The organism is Mesorhizobium sp. M1396, from assembly GCF_040317725.1.
Lineage (GTDB): Bacteria > Pseudomonadota > Alphaproteobacteria > Rhizobiales > Rhizobiaceae > Mesorhizobium.
The window spans coordinates 90322-107003 of the sequence record NZ_JAMYLA010000017.1 but is presented as its reverse complement, the minus strand read 5'-3'; the positions used below and the strand labels follow the sequence as shown (position 1 = coordinate 107003).

Here is a 16682-nt window from a genome sequence, read left to right as displayed (position 1 = left end):
AGGTTAGATCAGCCCCAACATATCGGAAAGGGCCATCGCCTTGCGCAGTACCTCGGCGAAGCGCTCGCCGGCCGCGTCGCGCGGGCCGCTATTGTCGATCGAGGTGACGCCAGGGCCGGACAGAGTGACATTGGCGCTGCGCGCCAGCCGCGCCAGCACTTCGCCGCGCGATTCCCGTCCCCGCATCGCCAGACGCTCGGCCAGCACCTCCGGCGAGGCAGTGATCTCGACGACGGCCAGGTTGGCATAGCGCTCGCGCAGCATCGGGATGATCGCGCGCGACACATTGGCGACGGCCACGCGGCCATTGGCGACGCACCAGTCGACATCGGCCGGGATACCATAGCGCAAGCCGTGCGCTTCCCAGGAGATGGCGAAGGCGCCATCGGCTTCGGCTTCGATGAAGGCGGCGTCGGCCAGCGTGTCGTGGTCTTCGCTGGCGGCATCGCTCGGCCTGGTGATGACGCGGCGGACGAACTCCAGCCTTGTCTCCTCGGCAAAGCAGGCGCGGGCGTAGCCGATCACCGTGTCCTTGCCGGCGCCACTTGGGCCGACCACGGCGACGAAGACGCCATCGCGGATCGGAAACGTCTCGGCCGACAATTCACGCTCGATCGATGCCGACACCATCATGCCACCCGGCGCCCCTGGCGCCAGACCGTGCGTACGACCGGAACATGGTCGTCGACGCGCACGCGCACCAGATCAGCGCGGCGGCCCTGCTCGATGACGCCACGGTCGGTCAGGCCAATCGCTTCGGCTGGGTTCTTCGAGACCATCGCCACCGCCTGCGGCAACGAAATGCCGTCGACGACGTCGCCGAGGAAGAATGCCGACTGGATCAGGCTGAAGGGGATATAGTCGGACGACAGGATGTCGAGCAGGCCGTCGCTGGCCAGCGTACGGGCCGAGACATTGCCCGAATGCGAGGCGCCGCGCATGACGTTGGGCGCTCCCATCAGCACGCCGAGGCCAGCCCCTTTCGAGGCCCTCGCGGCCTCCTCCGTTGTCGGGAACTCGGCGACGCGCACGCCCTGTTCTATCGCCTCGCCGACATGGCCAAGGGTGGCGTCGTCATGGCTGGCCAGCACGATGCCGCGCTCATGGCAGGCGGCGGCGATCACCGCCCGGTTCGGTACCGAATTGCGCGCCGATTCTCCCATCCGCTTTTCGCAGAACAGTTTGAAGTCGCGATCGGTCAGCTTCAGCTTGCGCTGGTAATAGTAGGCATAGGTCTCGAGGTTGACGAACTGGCGCTGGCCGGGCGCATGATCCATCAGCGATGCCAGCTTGACCCGCTCGTCGCCATCGAAATTGGCGAATGCCTTGAGGCAGTCCGGCGCCGAAACCTCGCAGCGCAGATGGATGAAGTGGTCGGCCCGCAGACGGTCCTGCTGCACACTGTCCTCGATCGCGTCGGCCAATTTGCGGATGTCGGTCGATGTCAGGTCGGCGTCCTCGTCCATGCCGACGCGCAGGGCGTCGAGCACTGTGGTGATGCCGGCGGTCGCCACTTGCGCGTCATGGGCGAGCACGGCGGCGATCGGGTTCCAGCGCACCTTCGGCCGCGGCGCGTAGTGGCCTTCGAGATGATCCGTATGGAGTTCGACCAGCCCGGGAATGATGTAGTCGCCGCCCATATCCTCGCCGGCCATGCTCCCACTGGTATGGCAGGCGCCGGCGTCGATGCCGGCGATAAAGCCGTCGCGCAGCACCAGCGAACCCTCGACGATCTCGTCGGCAAGCACGATGCGGGCGTTGTGGAGAACAGTCTCGACGGTCATTTCAGGCAGTCCTTGGTTAGTCCAGCTGGGGTTGTTCGGCGGGTGCTCAGGCGGTTCTTCTGGCCGGGCGGCGCCCGAGCACGTGATGTGAGAGCACCATGAACGGTGCGCCCGGTTCGGTTTCGACAAACAGCGTCAGCGCATCCACCAGCACCGGCTGTCGCAGAATGTCCGCGAACAGACTATCGATTGCTGCGCGCAAACGAGGGCTTTCCTGTGACGTCGCCCGGCCGGACAGCGTCATGTGAAAGCGAAAGGTCTCGAAGACATAGGGGTAGCCCCATCGGCAAAGATTGCGGAACTCGGCCGGCTTCAGCGAATCCGGGCCGCGCCGCTCGATCTCGGATTCGGTCAGCGGAGCGCGAAAGCGATCGAAATCGCGCACCACGTCATCGGCGAAGCGGTTGAGCAGAGGCAGCGGTCCTTCCGGCACCAATGCGAAGAAGCCGTCGATCTGGCTGACGACGAGACGCGGGATGGTCGCCATCGGCGTCGCCTCGGCGAAATGGTCGAGTGCGGCGCGCAGCGAGGCTTCCGTCTCGTTGGCGGCCAGGCGGAACGGCGCCTTCAGCGTCGCGTGAAAACCATAGCGGCGCGCCGAAGCGGTGTGAAAAGCGACTTCCGCCGCCGACAGGTCGGCCACCGCCTCGACCGGCCTTGTCGCGGCACCAAACGGGTCGCGACCGAGCCAGTTGGCGGCGATCCGCGCCAGTGGCTCGTCCTGCCGGGGGGTGAAATAGATGGCGTAGCGCATTAGGAAGCCTCGTCAGTCCCGTTGCCATAGGTGATTTCCATGACGGATTGACGAAGCTTTGAAGGGTTTTCGAAGGCAAATCGACCCAGCCGTGTCCTTAGCCGACATTTTTCTCGGGCTGGACCAATTTTCCAGACGTCGGCGCTGCCCCTCACCTGCCTGCCGGCATCCTCTCCCCGTATAGTGACGGGGAGAGGGGCGCTGTCGTCGATGGTTTCGCCAATCATCATCGTAGCAAGAAGAAATGCCGAGGTTGTGGCCAGCCTCCTTCTCCCCGTCCCTATACGGGGAGAAGTGCCCGGCAGGGCGATGAGGGGCGGCGCCGACTTTCGACAATGGGTTGGTTTCCAAGAATGGGGAGCTGTCTTTGTCTGAAGCCATTCTATTGGAGGAGCAATCAGGCCTTCATCAGCCATTCGTGCTCGGGCGCGTTGTGGAATTTCCACGTCCGCTTCGGCCCGGCCATCACGTTGAGATAGTAGAGGTCGTAGCCGTGGCAGGCGGCGCAGGGGTGGTAGCCCTTGGGCACCAGCACGACATCGCCATCCTCGATCGCCATCGCTTCGTCGAGCGCGCGATGACCATTCTGGTCGGCGTCGGTGTAGACGCGCTGAAAGGCAAAGCCCTGCGGCGGGTTGAGCCGGTGATAGTAGGTTTCCTCGAGATAGGATTCATCAGGCAGATTGTCCTGGTCATGCTTGTGCGGCGGATAGCTCGACGTATGGCCGCCGGGCGTGATGACCTCGACCACCAGCAACGAATCGGCCGGCTTGCCCTCCGGCAATATGTTGGTCACGTAGCGCGTGTTGGTGCCCTTGCCGCGCACCTCCTGGCCGACATCGTCCGGTGCGATGACCCGCACCGGCAGGCCGCCGCCAAGGCCCGGCGCCGAGCAGACCGCGAGTTCCAGGTCGGTATCCGCGGTTACCGACCAGTCGGAGCCCTCAGGCACATACACCGACCACGGCTTGCCTTCGAAGGGCGACATGCGCTCGCCGAGCAGGCCGAGTTCCTTGCCGCCGGCTCTCGCATTGCCCTTGCCGGTGACGAACACCAGGCAGACTTCGCGATCATCCGTCTTCCCGAACGCGCTCTCGCCCGGCTTCAGCCGATGCAGGTCGAAACCAACATAGGTCCAGCCCGCGATTTGCGGCGTCACATGAGCGACGCGGCCATGGCCCTTGTCGGCCTTCACCAACAGCTTCGACATTGTGTCTCTCCTATCGCAAATCTTCGAGAATTGGCCGAAGTCTCCCAACTTCGTCATCCTAGGGCGTAGCAGGAGCGAAGCTCCGTCGCGAAGACCCTAGGATCCATGCCGCAACCTCGGTCCAAGAGCGCAGCGAAGCGGAATTTTGCACCGAAGCGGCTGTTTTGACATCACGGCAGGGATCCCGGGGTCTGCGCAGCGTCGCTTCGCTCCTTGCTTCGCCCCAGGATGACGAAGCGAGGAGCGTTTCAGCCAATCTCCAACGCATGCGACCTGTCATGCGCGCAGTGCCCGACCCGTTAGCCTTCTGCGTCATAGGCCGCTTTACTCCTTCGGCTCGACCGGAGGCTTGGCCTCATCGGCCGGCTTGTAGAGATAGAAGAACTGCCAGACCGCGTAGCCGGCGAAGCCGAGGGCAAGCACGCCCCAGAACGGCGTGCCGGTTGCGAATTCGATGATCGACCAGACGACGCAGACCGCGACGACGGCGACACGCCGCCACAAAGGCCGGAAGAAGGGGTGTTCGTAATCTTTCATCGGGCCAATCTACAGCAATCGGCTTTGCCGGGAACCCATCGCACATACGGCCTCCCTTGATCAGACATTGGGAAAGCCTTGCGTCTCGACCGTGTAGCCGGCGGCGGTCATCACGCGCATCAATTCCTTGTAGCCGACCTGAGCCATCCTGAGCGGCGGGTTCTTCTTCGGATCCTGCTCGGCCTCGACCACGAACCAGCCCTCATAGCCATGGTCGGCAAAGCGCTGCACGATGGCGCCGAAATCCAGCGAGCCGTCGCCCGGCACCGTGAAGGCACCCAGCGCCACCGCGTCGAGGAAGGACTGTTTCGTGCGGTCGAGTTTGTCGATCACGCCCATGCGCACATCCTTCACATGCACATGGTTGATGCGCTTATGATGGTTGTCGATGGCGCGCAGCACGTCGCCGCCGGCGAATGCCAGGTGGCCGGCGTCGAGCAGCAGCGGAATGCCGGCTCCGGAATAGCGCATGAAGGCATCGAGTTCCGGCTCGGTCTCGACCACGGCCGCCATATGGTGGTGGTAGGACAGCGGCATGCCCTGTTCGGCGCACCATTCGCCGAAATCGGTCAGGCGCCTAGCATAGGCCTTCATCTCGTCATCCGACAGCTTCGGCTTGGTGGCCAGCGGCTTGGAGCGGTCGCCCTGGATCGAGCGACCGACCTCGCCATAGACAATGCAAGGCGCGTTCACCGCCTTGAACAGGTCGATCATAGGCTGGATGCGATCCTTGTTGTCGGCCATCTCGTCATCGACCAGCGTGCCGGAGAACCAGCCGCCGCACAGCGTCACGTCGGCTGCCTTGAGGATCGGCAGCATGACATCGGGGTCATTGGGAAAACGCCGGCCCATTTCCATGCCGGTGAAACCGGCCGAGCGCGACTGGCGCAGACATTCTTCCAGCGACACGTCATCGCTGAGTTCCGCAAGATCGTCGTTCCACCACGCAATGGGGGACATGCCCAGTTTGGCTTTCAAGTCGTCGCTCCGGTCCTTGTTCACCCTCCCCCTTGTGGGGAGGGTCGCTGCGAAGCAGCGGGGGTGCGGCGCCGGCCCCCCACCCGGACCTTCGGTCCGACCTTCCCACAAGGGGGAGGTAGGGGCTTGGCCGCGTTACATCAATCGCCGATTGTCTGCATCTGCCGCTTCTCATCATAGGCCTTGCGCGCCGCGTTAACCTGCGGCCGTGCCGACACTTCCGGCACCGCCACATCCCACCAATGGCCTCCGGCATCGGTGGAAACCAGCGGGTCGGTGTCGATGACCAGCACGGTGGTGCGGCTGTTTGTCTTCGCCTTCTCCAGCGCGTTTTCCAGCCCGGCAATCGACGGTACTTTCTCCGCTACAGCGCCCATGCTCGCGGCATGCGCGGCGAAGTCGATATCGGGCAGAACTTCGTGGCGCGAGTCCTTCAGGAGATTGTTGAAGTTGGCGCCACCGGTCGCCATCTGCAGCCGGTTGATGCAGCCATAGCCTCTGTTGTCGAGCAGCACGATGGTGAGCTTGAGGCCGAGCATCACCGAGGTGGCGATCTCGGAATTCAGCATCAGATAGGAGCCGTCGCCGATCATGACGACCACCTCCTCGTCGGGCTTGGCCATCTTCGTGCCGAGCCCGCCGGCGATCTCGTAGCCCATGGTCGAGAAGCCGTATTCGGCGTGATAGGAGCCAGGCGCGCCAGCCTGCCAGAGCTTGTGCAACTCGCCCGGCAGGCCGCCGGCGGCATGCAGCAGCGTCACGCCGGAGCCCATCGCGCGCTGCACGGCACCGATCACTTGTGCGTCCGACGGATAGGCGGCATTGGTCGACGCGGTCACCTTGGCCGCCTCGGCCTGCCAGGCTGTCTTTCCGGTGGCCGCATTGTCGGTCCAGGTGGAAGGTGCCTTCCAATCTTTAAGCGCTGCACCCAGTTCGGCCAGACCCTCGGCTGCGTCAGTGACCAACGGCAGCGCGCGGTGTTTGCCGGCGTCGAAAGGCTGCACGTTGAGCCCGATGATGGTCTTGCCGGAGTTCTTGAACAGCGCCCACGAGCCGGTTGTGAAATCCTGCAGGCGCGTGCCGATGGCAATCACGACATCGGCTTCCTCGGCCAGCCGGTTGGCGGCCGAGGTGCCGGTGACGCCGACCGCCGCCATGTTGAGCGGATGGTCGTCCGGCAGCGAGGATTTGCCGCCTTGCGTCTCGCAGACGGGGATGCCGGCGTTTTCCACGAATTTCGCCAGCTCGTTCGAGGCCTGGGAATAGAGGACGCCACCACCGGCGATCACCAGCGGCTTTTTTGCTCCCTTGAGCGCGGCGACAGCCGCCGCAAGCTCATGACGGTCCGGGCGCGGCCGGCGCTGATGCCAGACCCGCTCGGCGAAAAAACTCTCGGGATAATCATAGGCCTCGGCCTGGACGTCCTGGCACAGCGACAGCGTCACCGGGCCGCATTCGGCCGGATCGGTCAGCACCTGCATGGCACGGCTCAGCGCCGGAATGATCTGCTCCGGCCGGGTGATGCGGTCGAAATAGCGCGACACCGGACGGAAGCAGTCATTGACCGTCGCCGTGCCGTCGGAAAAGTCCTCGGCCTGCTGCAGCACCGGATCCGGGATGCGGTTGGCAAAGACATCGCCGGGGAGAAACAGGACGGGCAACCTGTTTACATGGGCGAGCGCCGCCGCCGTCACCATGTTGAGCGCGCCCGGACCGATCGAAGAGGTCGCCGCCATGAAACGGCGGCGGAAATTGGCCTTGGCATAGGCGATCGCCGCATGCGCCATCGCCTGCTCGTTGTGGGCGCGGAAGGTCGGCAGTTCGTCGCGCACCTGATAAAGCGCCTCGCCGATGCCGGCGACATTGCCATGACCGAAGATCGCCCAGACGCCGCCGAAGATCGGCATGGTCTTGCCGTCGATCTCGGTCATCTGCTTGCTGAGAAAGCGGGTCAGCGCCTGCGCCATCGTCAGGCGGATTGTCTTGCTCATGGTGTCTCCTCCGCAGTCGTTATGCCGCGCTTCTTATGCCGCCTTGCGGCCGCGCGCGGCAAGCCACGCTTCGGTCAGCTGTTCGAAGCGCTGCGCCATGTCGGCGATAGCCTCTTCATCCGACATCTTGCCGGCCAGCCACTGTTCGGCTGCGTGGACGAAGATGGTGCGGCCGACGGCAAAACCCTTGACGATGGGCGCCTTGGCGGTGGCGGCGAAAGCCGCTTCCAGCTCGTCCTGCGGCGCTTCCAGGCCAAGCAGCACGACGCCGCGGCACCATGGATCGTGCTTCAGGATGACGGCTTCGATCTTCGCCCATGCACCGCTCGATGCCTGTGGTTCGAGCTTCCACCAATCAGGCTTGATGCCGAGCGCATAGAGTTCCTCCAACGCGCGTGGGATCGTCGTGTCGTCGAGCTTGCCATGCTTGCCGGCAATGATCTCGACCAGCAATTCGCGGCCGACCTTGCGCGCGCCTTCGAACAGCGCGCGCAGCTTCTGCTGCTGTTCTTCCTTGAGCGCCGCCGGATCGTCGGGATGATAGAAGCACAGGCACTTGATGCAGTGATCGACCGGCCATTCGGTGAGCTGCGAGCCGATGTCCTGTGAGAATTCGAAGCGCAGCGGCCGCGAGCCGGGCAGTTCGACCGGCCGGCCGAGCCAGGCAAAGGGATGGCGGGCGAATTCGAACATCGCCTCGCGGCCGTGCTTCTCGTCGATCAGCATGCCGTAGCCGTCGCGGCCGGCGGCGACCTTCGCCGCTGCCTTGACCGCCAGCACCTTGAAGTCACGGATGCGTGCCGGATCGGCACCGGCCTTCGCCGCCACATCCTCGAGCTGCACGCGGTGGTCGCAGGCGAGTGCCATCAGCGAGGGGACGTCGCGGCGGCGCGTCGTCGCCCAATGGATGTGGTTGATCGCCTCGTCCTTGCGCAGCGCCAGATGCTTGCTGCCGTGATTGAGGAAGAACCGCAACTCCTCGAAGGTCGGATACTCCGGCGCGCAGAGCAGCCGCGATACGGCAAAAGCGCCGCAGGCATTGGCCCAGGTTGCGGCCGTCGCATGGTCTTCTCCGCCCAGCCAGCCGCGCAGGAAGCCGGACATGAAGGCGTCGCCGGCGCCGAGCACATTGTAGATCTCGATCGGAAACCCCTTGCCGACGACGCCGTCTTCCAGGTCGTCGCTGATCGGTCCGTCATAGACGATGCAGCCCATGGCGCCGCGCTTCAAGACGATGGTGGCGGACGACAGCGAGCGGATCGTCTTCAGCGCGCTCAGGCAGTCGTCGGCGCCCGACGCGATCATGATCTCTTCCTCGGTGCCGACGATGAGGTCGCAATCGGGCAGCACCGTCTTCAGCTGGGCCGAGACCCGGTCCGATTTCACATAGCGCTCGAACCCTTCGGCATGGCCGGCAAGACCCCAGAGATTGGGCCGGTAGTCGATGTCGAACACCACCTTGCCGTCCTTGGCCTTCATGATGCGGATCGCCTTGCGCTGGGCGGCATCGCTGTTGGGCCGGGAAAAATGGGTGCCGGTGACGACGATCGACCGGGCTGAGGCGATGAAGGCCTCGTCGATGTCTTCCGGCGCCAGCGCCATGTCGGCGCAGTCCGAACGGTAGAAGATCATCGGCGAAACGCCTTCGTCCTCGACCGACAGCAGCACCAGCGCAGTCAGCCGCTCCTTGTCGGTCTTCAGGCCGTCGACATTGACGCCCTCGCGCTTGAGCTGCTCGCGGATGAAGCGGCCCATCTGCTCGTCGCCGACGCGGGTCAGCAGCGCCGAGCGCAGGCCGAGCCTGGCCGTGCCGACCGAAATGTTGGCCGGACAGCCGCCGACCGACTTGGCGAAGGAGGTGATATCCTCCAGCCGCGAGCCGATCTGCTGGCCGTAAAGGTCGACGGAAGCGCGACCGATGGTGATCACGTCGAGCGGCGCCTGTTTCGCGTCCACGGCTTCGCTCATTGGAACCTCCCGTCGGCCTTGTTGTCATGAACAACATTGTTGGGTAACACGCGCGAGCGGCAGCGTGGCGCCAGGAATATGAAATAATAATTCCAATCCATAGTCAATATGGAATGAGCGTTCCTTCGTTTAAAAGTGCCACCAAATGATGCGCAGGGGAGGAAACTTTGGTGGGTCTGTCTCCGTTCACCACGGAAGCGGGCCATCGTCGTTGAAGTACCCGGCGTTCGGACCGTCGGCATCCAGGGTCGCCAGGCGTATGACGATCTCGGCCGCCTGCTGCACGGTGCGGTGGCCCTTAAATCCATTTAGGTCGGTGGCGGTATAGCCCGGCGCCGCTGCATTGATCTTGATGCCTTGCGGCGCAAGCTCGCGGGCGAAGGCGACGGTGATGGCATTCAGGGCCGTCTTGGAACTGCCGTAACCCATCAGATTGACCGAATGGTTCGGCGTGGCGGAATCGAGCGCCCTCCCGATGGATCCCGTGGAACTGCTCACCATCACGATGCGGGCGGCCGGCGCTGCAAGCAGCAGCGGCAGGAAAGCCTGGGTCACGCGGATCGGCCCGAAGACATTGACGTCATAGGTCGCCATGACATCGGCAATGTGCTGCTGGCTCGGCGGCAGCTCGTAGTTGATGGCGACGCCGGCATTGTTCACCAGCACGTCGAGACAAGCGCTTTCCGCCCCGACAGTCTTGGCAGCCGCCGCCACGCTTTCGTCCTGTGTGACATCCAGCTCGAGCCATTGAACCTCCAGACCTTCGGCGCGCAATTCCTGTGCCGCCGCCATGCCACGCTCGGCATTCCTGGCGCCAAGCCAGACCTTGAAGCCCGTCGTCGCCAGACGCCGGGCGATTTCGTGGCCGATGCCCTTGTTGGCACCTGTCACCATAGCGGTTTTCGATTTCATCATTTGTATCTCCATCTCTTCCTGTCGAAGACCCCAGAGATGGCGCCCTGTGGGAAACACCGCGCGCCGAAAACTCTCCAGCTCTTGCCCAATCCTCTCATGCGGGTTGCGCGGCCCATTTGGATGCGCGATGCTGAGATCATGAGCGAGGCACTGCAGGAGTTGATCGATATCGCCGCGCGCCATGCGCAGGGGCGACGCACGAGAACGGCGATCCCTCGCGTTTCGATCGGCCGCAGCGAAGTCGCCACGGCGCCAATGGCGGGGGTATGGGGGTCGGGGGTGCTGTTCGTGCTGCAGGGTGCGAAAACGGTTCTGATCGGGGGCCGGACCCTTCGATACAATCCCGCCAGCTATTTCATCTACACCGTCGACACTCCCACCATCAGCCAGTTGGTCGAAGCGAGCCCCAGACATCCCTACCTGGCGATCGGCTTCACCCTCGACCTGCAGGCCGTCGCCGCCCTCCTCGTCGAGCATGAACCCGCGCTCGGCGGCGACAGTTTCTCCACCTCGCCCGTCAATGACGACCTGCTCGACGCCTTGCGGCGAATGATGCGGCTGCTCGACCGGCCAAGGGAGATTCCCGTGCTGGCGGCCACGCTTGAACGCGAGATGTTGTTTCGGCTGCTGCAAGGCCCCCAGGGCGGAAAGCTTCGCCAGCTTGCGCGCGCTGACGGCCATCTGTCCCGGATCGGCCAGGCGATTGCCTGGATCCGATCACATTGCCATCAGCCGGTCCGGGTCAGCGATCTGGCTGAAATCGCCCATATGAGCAACGCTGCATTTTTCCGCCACTTCAAGGCGGCGACGGCCATGAGCCCGATCCAATATCAGAAACAGATCCGGCTCCTGGAAGCCCGCCATTTGCTGGCCGCCCAGCCAGGCAATGTTGCAAGCGTTGCCTTCGCCGTCGGCTACGAGAGCGCTTCCCAGTTCAGCCGGGAATATGCCCGTCAGTTCGGCTTGCCGCCCGCGCGCGACGCGGCGCGGCTTTTGGCGGCAGGCGAGGCGTCCGCGGAGATTCTCTAAGCTTTGCGCTTGCGGCCCGTGTCGCGTCGCTTCTCGCCGACGCCGACGGTCAGCGCCATGGCCAGCGCCATCGTCGCCGACAGCGAACGGAAGCCGGCGAAATCGGCCTCGGCAACCTCGAACCAGACCTTGGCGAACTGGGCGAGCGGCGAGAACGAGCTGTCGGTGATGGCGACGATCGGCACGCCCTGTTCGGAAATGGTGCGGGCTTCCTCGATGGTGGCCGGGGCGTAGGGCGAGAACGAGATGGCGATGACGGCGTCCGCCGGCGTGGCGAAGGCGATCATCTCGGCATTCAGGCCGGCGGCCGATTCGATCAGCTGGTTGCGGATCTTGAGCTTGCCCAGCGCGTAGGCGATGTAGGACGCCACCGGATAGGAGCGGCGCTTGGCCAGCACGTAGATGGTCTCCGCCCTTGCCAGCAGGGAGATTGCGTCTTCCAGATGCGCTTCGTCCAGCGCGCGCGAGATGTCGTTGAGCGAGGTGGAGGCGGCAGCGACGAAACCGTCGAAGATCGCCCGGTGGCCGGCGCCCCCCTCGGCCTTGGCGCGCAAGGCCTGCAGCCTTTCGTCATAGGACGAGTTGCGCTCGCGCAGCCGCTCGCGGAATACCTGCTGCAGGCTGGTGAACCCGTCGAAGCCAAGCTGCTGGGCAAAGCGGATCAGGGTAGACGGCTGCACGCCGGCCGAAGCGGCGATGCTGGCGGCGGTGCCGAAGGCAATGTCGTCGGGATTGTCGAGCGCATAGGCGGCGATCTGGACGATGCGCTTGGGCAGGCTTTCGCGCCGATCGAGGATCGTTGCGCGCAGCGTCTCGAAGTCGCGAGGTACCCGTTCGTCCATCGTCGCCCTGTCCAAGCTCATGCGTGAAGCGTCCCTCTGTGCCTCATCATAGTGAGCCTGCGCAAGAACGCCATAAAAAATGAGACATACATTCCATTCCAAGAGAAAATGGATTAATTCATCCACGAAGCGCTTCAGGCAGTGGAGGAACGGAAAATGGTCGGCGTCGGTCTCATCGGCACGGGTTTCATGGGCAAGTGTCACGCCATCGCATGGAGCGCCGTCGGCGCCGTCTTTCCAGACGTGCCTAAACCCAGACTGGTCCATCTCGGCGAGGTCAATGAGGAGCTTGCCCGGCGCAAGGCGGGCGAGTTCGGTTTCGCCAAGGCCTCCGGCGACTGGCGCGCGGTCGTCAACGATCCGGAGGTCGATATCGTCTCGCTGACCACGCCCAACCAGTTCCATCCGGAGATGGCCATCGCCATCCTCGAAGCGGGCAAGCATCTGTGGTGCGAAAAGCCGATGGCGCCAAGCTTTGCCGAGGCTGAAGCCATGGCGGCGGCGGCGAAAAAGTCCGGCAAGGTTGCCGCGCTCGGCTACAACTACATCCAGAGCCCGGCGATCCGTCATATCGGCATGCTGCTCGATGAGAAGATCATCGGTGAGGTCAACCATCTGCGCATCGAGATGGATGAGGATTTTATGGCCGATCCCGAAGCGCTGTTCTTCTGGAAGCACGAAGCCGCTTCCGGCTACGGCGCGCTCGACGATTTCGCCGTGCATCCGCTGTCGCTGGTCTCAACCCTGTTCGGCCGGGTCGCCAGCGTCATCTGCGACATGGCGAAACCCTATGCCGACCGCAAGGTGGCCAGCGGCGGCCGTCGCGCGGTCGAGACCTACGACATCGCCAGCGTGCTGATGCATCTGGAAAACGGCATTGCCGGCACGCTGCTGGTCAACCGCTCGGCCTGGGGCCGCAAGGGCCGCATCGCCGTCCAGATATTCGGTTCGAAAGGATCGATCCTGTTCGATCAGGAGCGATCGAACGAATTCCAGCTCTATCTCACCGCCGATCGCCCGACCGAACAGGGCTACCGCACCATCCTGGTGGCGCCGCACCACAAGCCCTACGATGCTTTCCTGCCGGCGCCAGGCCATGGCCTCGGCTTCAACGACCTCAAGATCATCGAGTGCCACGAATTGCTGACGCGGCTTGACGGCAAGCCGGCGCGGCTCATCGAGTTTGCCGAAGGGCTGGAGATCGAGCGCACGGTGCACGCGATGGCGCGCTCGTTCGAGGAAAAGCGCTGGGTCGATGTCAGGTAGAGCCATGTAGTTCGTCGACGGGGAAGGTTACCGACTCTCGGCAGGCAAGATTTCACCATTCATTTGGTGACCCGTCACAGACATTCGCGATTGGCCGAAGCCTCCCGTCGCTCCTTGCTTTGCCCCAGGATGACGAAGTAACGGGCGTTTCGGCCAATCCCCAAGGCATGTGACCTGCCAAGGCAAGCACCATCCGACCGGTCAAAAATTTCCACGCCAAGTATCTGCGGTCACCTCAGCCGCCAGCGGCCGGAGTCTCCCAGCCGCTGACCCAGACCTGCCGCAACCGGTCGCCAATCCCCGGGCGACCGCCTTTGCCGGCCGGGCGGCCGGACTGCTTCTGGTTGTGGTTTCAATGCTGACCGCCTGGCAAGGCTTGAAGGCGGCGTGAATCCAGGTCTGAACCTGAAAACCGCCGCCTTATCCCTACCGGCTTCACCAATCAGGCGGCTCCCTGGCGGCTGTCGATCATGGCGCGGCGCACGGAGCGGCGCCACTCGACGGCGCCGGCAAGGCCGTGCAGCACCGTCTCGGTGGTCGCCCAGCCGATGCAGCCATCGGTGATGCTCTGGCCATAGACCAGCGGCTTGCCTGCCACCACGTCCTGCCGGCCGGCGACGAGGTTGCTCTCGATCATGACGCCGATGATGCGCTCGTCCCCCGCCGCGACCTGGCCGGCGACATCGGCCGCCACCTTGGGCTGGTTCTCGGGCTTCTTGGCTGAGTTGGCGTGGCTGACATCGATCATCAGGCGCGGCGCGACGCCGATGCGGGCAAGCTCGGTGCTGGCAGCTTCGATGCTCGCCGCGTCATAATTGGGCGCGACGCCACCGCGCAGGATGACGTGACAATCCTCATTGCCTGTCGTCGTCGCGATGCCGCTGCGGCCACCCTTGGTCACCGCCATGAAATGATGCGGCTGGGCGGCGGATTTCACCGCCTCGGCGGCGATCCGCAAATTGCCGTCGGTGCCGTTCTTGAAGCCGACCGGGCAGGACAGGCCGGAGGCAAGCTCGCGGTGGATCTGGCTCTCGGTCGTGCGCGCGCCGATCGCGCCCCAGGCGACGAGGTCGGCGATGTATTGCGGCGTGGTCATGTCGAGGAATTCGGTCGCCGCCGGCAGGCCGAGATTGTTGACGGCGGAGAGCACATTGCGCGCCATCCTCAGTCCCTTGTCGATGTTGAAGCTGCCGTCGAGGTCGGGATCGTTGATCAGGCCCTTCCAGCCGACCGTCGTGCGCGGCTTCTCGAAATAGACCCGCATCACGATCTCGAGCCGGTCCGACAGGCTCTCGCGCAGCGCCGCCAGACGGCTGGCATAGTCCACGGCGGCGACCGGATCGTGGATCGAACACGGCCCGACGATGACGAGCAGCCGGTCGTCGATGCCGTTCAAAATAGCGTGGATTGCGTTGCGTGACGCGCTGACGGTGCGCGTTGCCGTCAGCGTGCGCGGTATCTCCCGCATCACTTGGTCCGGCGTACTCAATTCCCTGATTTCCTTGACCCGAAGATCATCTGTGGTGGTCAACACGGCTTTCTGCTCCTGTTTGGGGAACCTGCCGGCTGAAAACAAAAAAGCCGCCAGGTATGGCGGCTGTTCGGATCTTGTTGCTGCAATCTTCAGATCGAGCGCAATCCTCCCGCCGCCAGCGAGCTCCTAAAGTACCAATACGTGGCGGTCAGGTTGATCATGTGGCTGATATAGTCGAAGCGGAGGAGCTTGTCACGTGCCTGATCGGGCTTACCAGCGCGGATCAGGCCATTCGACGTTATCCCACTCCAGAAGGTCTCCAGGTGACAAAAGATTCTTCTCACCACGTTGAAGGCGGTATGTGTAGAGGGTTTCGTACATGGGCTCGAAACTGGATAGTAGGTCCAGAAAATGCCGCCTCCGCTCGGATTTTGACCATGAGCAGAAAATTGCGGTACGGCTCCAGAGACCATCGAAAACATTGCGGTATGCTGGATCCAGCCGCTGCCAACGCGCGACTGCTTCAGCGCCAAGCGCTGCGAAATCCTCCTTGAGAGCCTCCTCGATTACGGCTTCCAGAGCATAGACAATGGCCTGGGTTTTTGCGGTGTGTTCGAGATACGCCAGCGATACCCTCAGCATCCTTTGCTGAAGAAGAATAACGGGCCACAGCGCCTGGACTCCATAACGGATGCCCATTTCCTCATGATCTGAGGAGGGGTGTAGAATCTCGCGTTGGCGTTCGTAGGCCTTCCGGACATCGTAGGCTAGATTTAAGAACAGGCCTTCCCTGTTCTTAATGAGTGGCGATCGCTCATTGACCTCATGCACGACCGTGCGGAGCCATTGAAGAGATGTATAGTCACCAACCAGAAGAATGCCGGCGTGATTTTTCAGTAAGCGATATGAGAGCAAACGCACCCTCCTGTCTCAGGCGGCTTTCCAGACATGCTGCACCGAGCGGCTCATGCAGTCCAGGGATCGAAGAGTTCAATTCCAAAGCCTTCGAAATCCTTCGTATTGCGCGTTGCCAAGGTGAGTTCTTGCGCAATCGCCGTGGCTGCGATCAGGCCGTCCATCGACGCCAGACCGCGACCGCGGCGCTTCGCAAGGCCCATCAGGTCGCCCCAGGCCAAGGCAACCAGTTCGTCCACCGGAATAACCCGCTGCTCGAAGCGCTGCGGCAGGTCCCGAGCAAGCCACTCGGCCAGTGCCTCACGTTTCCGGCCCTCATCCATGAGGGCAACCCCGCGCCGGATCTCGGCAATCGACACGACGCTGATAAATGAGCGGTCCTCATCAAGCCCGTCCAGCCAGTCCAGAACGCGTGCGTCCGGTGCCGGCCTTGTCACCTCGGACAAGACATTCGTATCGAGCAGTAGCCTCACAGCGGCAGATCACGCGGTTCGTCACGCTGACGCTGAAGGTCGAGATCGGCGCCGCGCAGCGGCGACTCCAGCAGGAACTCCGCAAGCGTACCCTTGCGCGCGGTCTTCCGCTGCCATTCCTCGGCCGAGACGACAACCACGCTTGGTTTGCCGTTTCTAGTGATCGTCTGCGGTGAAGACTGTGCGCGCTCGATAACTTCCGAGAGCCGGGCTTTTGCCCCGGCGACCGTCCAGTTGGTATTCTCTTTGGGCGCAGATAGCATTGCGACCTCCATGACCAGTCTGACTATCCTGACTATATGGGAATGGCGATGCGGCGGCAACAGGGCGCGGGGGCTAACCGATGGTAGCCAATTGCGGGATGGGCCGAAGCCTCTCGACTTCGTTATCCCTGGGCGAAGCAGGAGCGAAGCTCCGTCGGGGAGACCCTGGGACCCATGCCGGGACGCCAATCGAAGAGTGCAGCGGAGCAGAAGTCTGGACTGCTGTGACGCTCGGAAGTCGCGGCATGGATCCTCGGGTCTGCGCCGCGTCGCTACGCTGCTT

Annotated in this window: 16 protein-coding genes and 1 pseudogene; 3 read left to right on the top strand and 14 right to left on the bottom strand. The window is 63.5% G+C overall.

All coding sequences use genetic code 11. The annotated features are described in order from the left end of the window. Positions 1-3: 3 nt before the first annotated feature. From phnN to NKH02_RS13815, 9 genes are all read right to left on the bottom strand, one after another. Positions 4-633, bottom strand: coding sequence for a phosphonate metabolism protein/1,5-bisphosphokinase (PRPP-forming) PhnN (gene phnN, locus NKH02_RS13855; protein ID WP_352879399.1), 630 nt, complete (start codon positions 631-633; stop codon positions 4-6). Further along, entirely contained in the window at positions 630-1784 is a 1155-nt protein-coding gene (locus tag NKH02_RS13850; RefSeq protein ID WP_352879398.1) for an alpha-D-ribose 1-methylphosphonate 5-triphosphate diphosphatase, read from the bottom strand. Before NKH02_RS13850 ends, phnN begins: the two co-directional genes overlap by 4 nt. A 46-nt stretch (positions 1785-1830) precedes the next feature. Further along, complete coding sequence (locus tag NKH02_RS13845; RefSeq protein WP_352879396.1) at positions 1831-2538, bottom strand: DUF1045 domain-containing protein; 708 nt, start codon at positions 2536-2538, stop codon at positions 1831-1833. Between the two features lie 397 nt (positions 2539-2935). After that, positions 2936-3748 (bottom strand): 5-deoxy-glucuronate isomerase, encoded by an 813-nt coding sequence (iolB, locus tag NKH02_RS13840; RefSeq protein WP_352879394.1) that lies wholly within the window; start codon positions 3746-3748, stop codon positions 2936-2938. A gap of 324 nt (positions 3749-4072) precedes the next feature. Continuing rightward, complete coding sequence (locus NKH02_RS13835; protein ID WP_352879392.1) at positions 4073-4285, bottom strand: DUF3329 domain-containing protein; 213 nt, start codon at positions 4283-4285, stop codon at positions 4073-4075. A 60-nt stretch (positions 4286-4345) separates the two neighbouring features. Continuing rightward, on the bottom strand, positions 4346-5263 hold the full coding sequence (gene iolE, locus NKH02_RS13830; protein ID WP_352879391.1) for a myo-inosose-2 dehydratase: 918 nt from the start codon (positions 5261-5263) through the stop codon (positions 4346-4348). 140 nt (positions 5264-5403) lie between these two features. Further along, a complete protein-coding gene (gene iolD, locus NKH02_RS13825) occupies positions 5404-7254 on the bottom strand; it encodes a 3D-(3,5/4)-trihydroxycyclohexane-1,2-dione acylhydrolase (decyclizing) (protein ID WP_352879389.1) in 1851 nt (616 codons plus the stop codon). A gap of 33 nt (positions 7255-7287) precedes the next feature. Then, complete coding sequence (locus NKH02_RS13820) at positions 7288-9222, bottom strand: bifunctional 5-dehydro-2-deoxygluconokinase/5-dehydro-2-deoxyphosphogluconate aldolase (RefSeq protein WP_352879387.1); 1935 nt, start codon at positions 9220-9222, stop codon at positions 7288-7290. 186 nt (positions 9223-9408) lie between these two features. Then, positions 9409-10137, bottom strand: coding sequence for an SDR family NAD(P)-dependent oxidoreductase (locus tag NKH02_RS13815; RefSeq protein ID WP_352879385.1), 729 nt, complete (start codon positions 10135-10137; stop codon positions 9409-9411). A gap of 138 nt (positions 10138-10275) precedes the next feature. Between NKH02_RS13815 and NKH02_RS13810 the strand changes: the two genes are divergently transcribed. Then, positions 10276-11166: an AraC family transcriptional regulator gene (locus tag NKH02_RS13810; protein ID WP_352879383.1), complete on the top strand. Its 891-nt coding sequence runs from the start codon at positions 10276-10278 to the stop codon at positions 11164-11166. Here the strand turns inward: NKH02_RS13810 and NKH02_RS13805 are convergent. Next, entirely contained in the window at positions 11163-12008 is an 846-nt protein-coding gene (locus tag NKH02_RS13805) for a MurR/RpiR family transcriptional regulator (RefSeq protein ID WP_352879421.1), read from the bottom strand. The two genes, NKH02_RS13810 and NKH02_RS13805, sit on opposite strands and share 4 nt — an antisense overlap. Positions 12009-12164: 156 nt before the next feature. Between NKH02_RS13805 and NKH02_RS13800 the strand changes: the two genes are divergently transcribed. Further along, positions 12165-13274, top strand: a complete 1110-nt coding sequence (locus NKH02_RS13800; protein WP_352879381.1) for a Gfo/Idh/MocA family protein — start codon at positions 12165-12167, stop codon at positions 13272-13274. Between the two features lie 289 nt (positions 13275-13563). Next, positions 13564-13665 (top strand): annotated as a pseudogene (locus NKH02_RS13795) (LysE family translocator); the annotation flags it as partial. Between the two features lie 51 nt (positions 13666-13716). On the opposite strand, the gene NKH02_RS13790 reads toward NKH02_RS13795, so the two are convergent. From NKH02_RS13790 to NKH02_RS13775, 4 genes are all read right to left on the bottom strand, one after another. Continuing rightward, positions 13717-14808: a 3-deoxy-7-phosphoheptulonate synthase gene (locus tag NKH02_RS13790; RefSeq protein ID WP_352879380.1), complete on the bottom strand. Its 1092-nt coding sequence runs from the start codon at positions 14806-14808 to the stop codon at positions 13717-13719. Positions 14809-15018: 210 nt separating this feature from the next. After that, positions 15019-15669, bottom strand: a complete 651-nt coding sequence (locus NKH02_RS13785; protein ID WP_352879378.1) for a DUF6904 family protein — start codon at positions 15667-15669, stop codon at positions 15019-15021. A gap of 44 nt (positions 15670-15713) precedes the next feature. Beyond that, entirely contained in the window at positions 15714-16136 is a 423-nt protein-coding gene (locus NKH02_RS13780; RefSeq protein ID WP_352870620.1) for a type II toxin-antitoxin system VapC family toxin, read from the bottom strand. After that, on the bottom strand, positions 16133-16399 hold the full coding sequence (locus tag NKH02_RS13775; protein ID WP_352870621.1) for a type II toxin-antitoxin system Phd/YefM family antitoxin: 267 nt from the start codon (positions 16397-16399) through the stop codon (positions 16133-16135). Before NKH02_RS13775 ends, NKH02_RS13780 begins: the two co-directional genes overlap by 4 nt. Between the last annotated feature and the right edge of the window lie 283 nt (positions 16400-16682).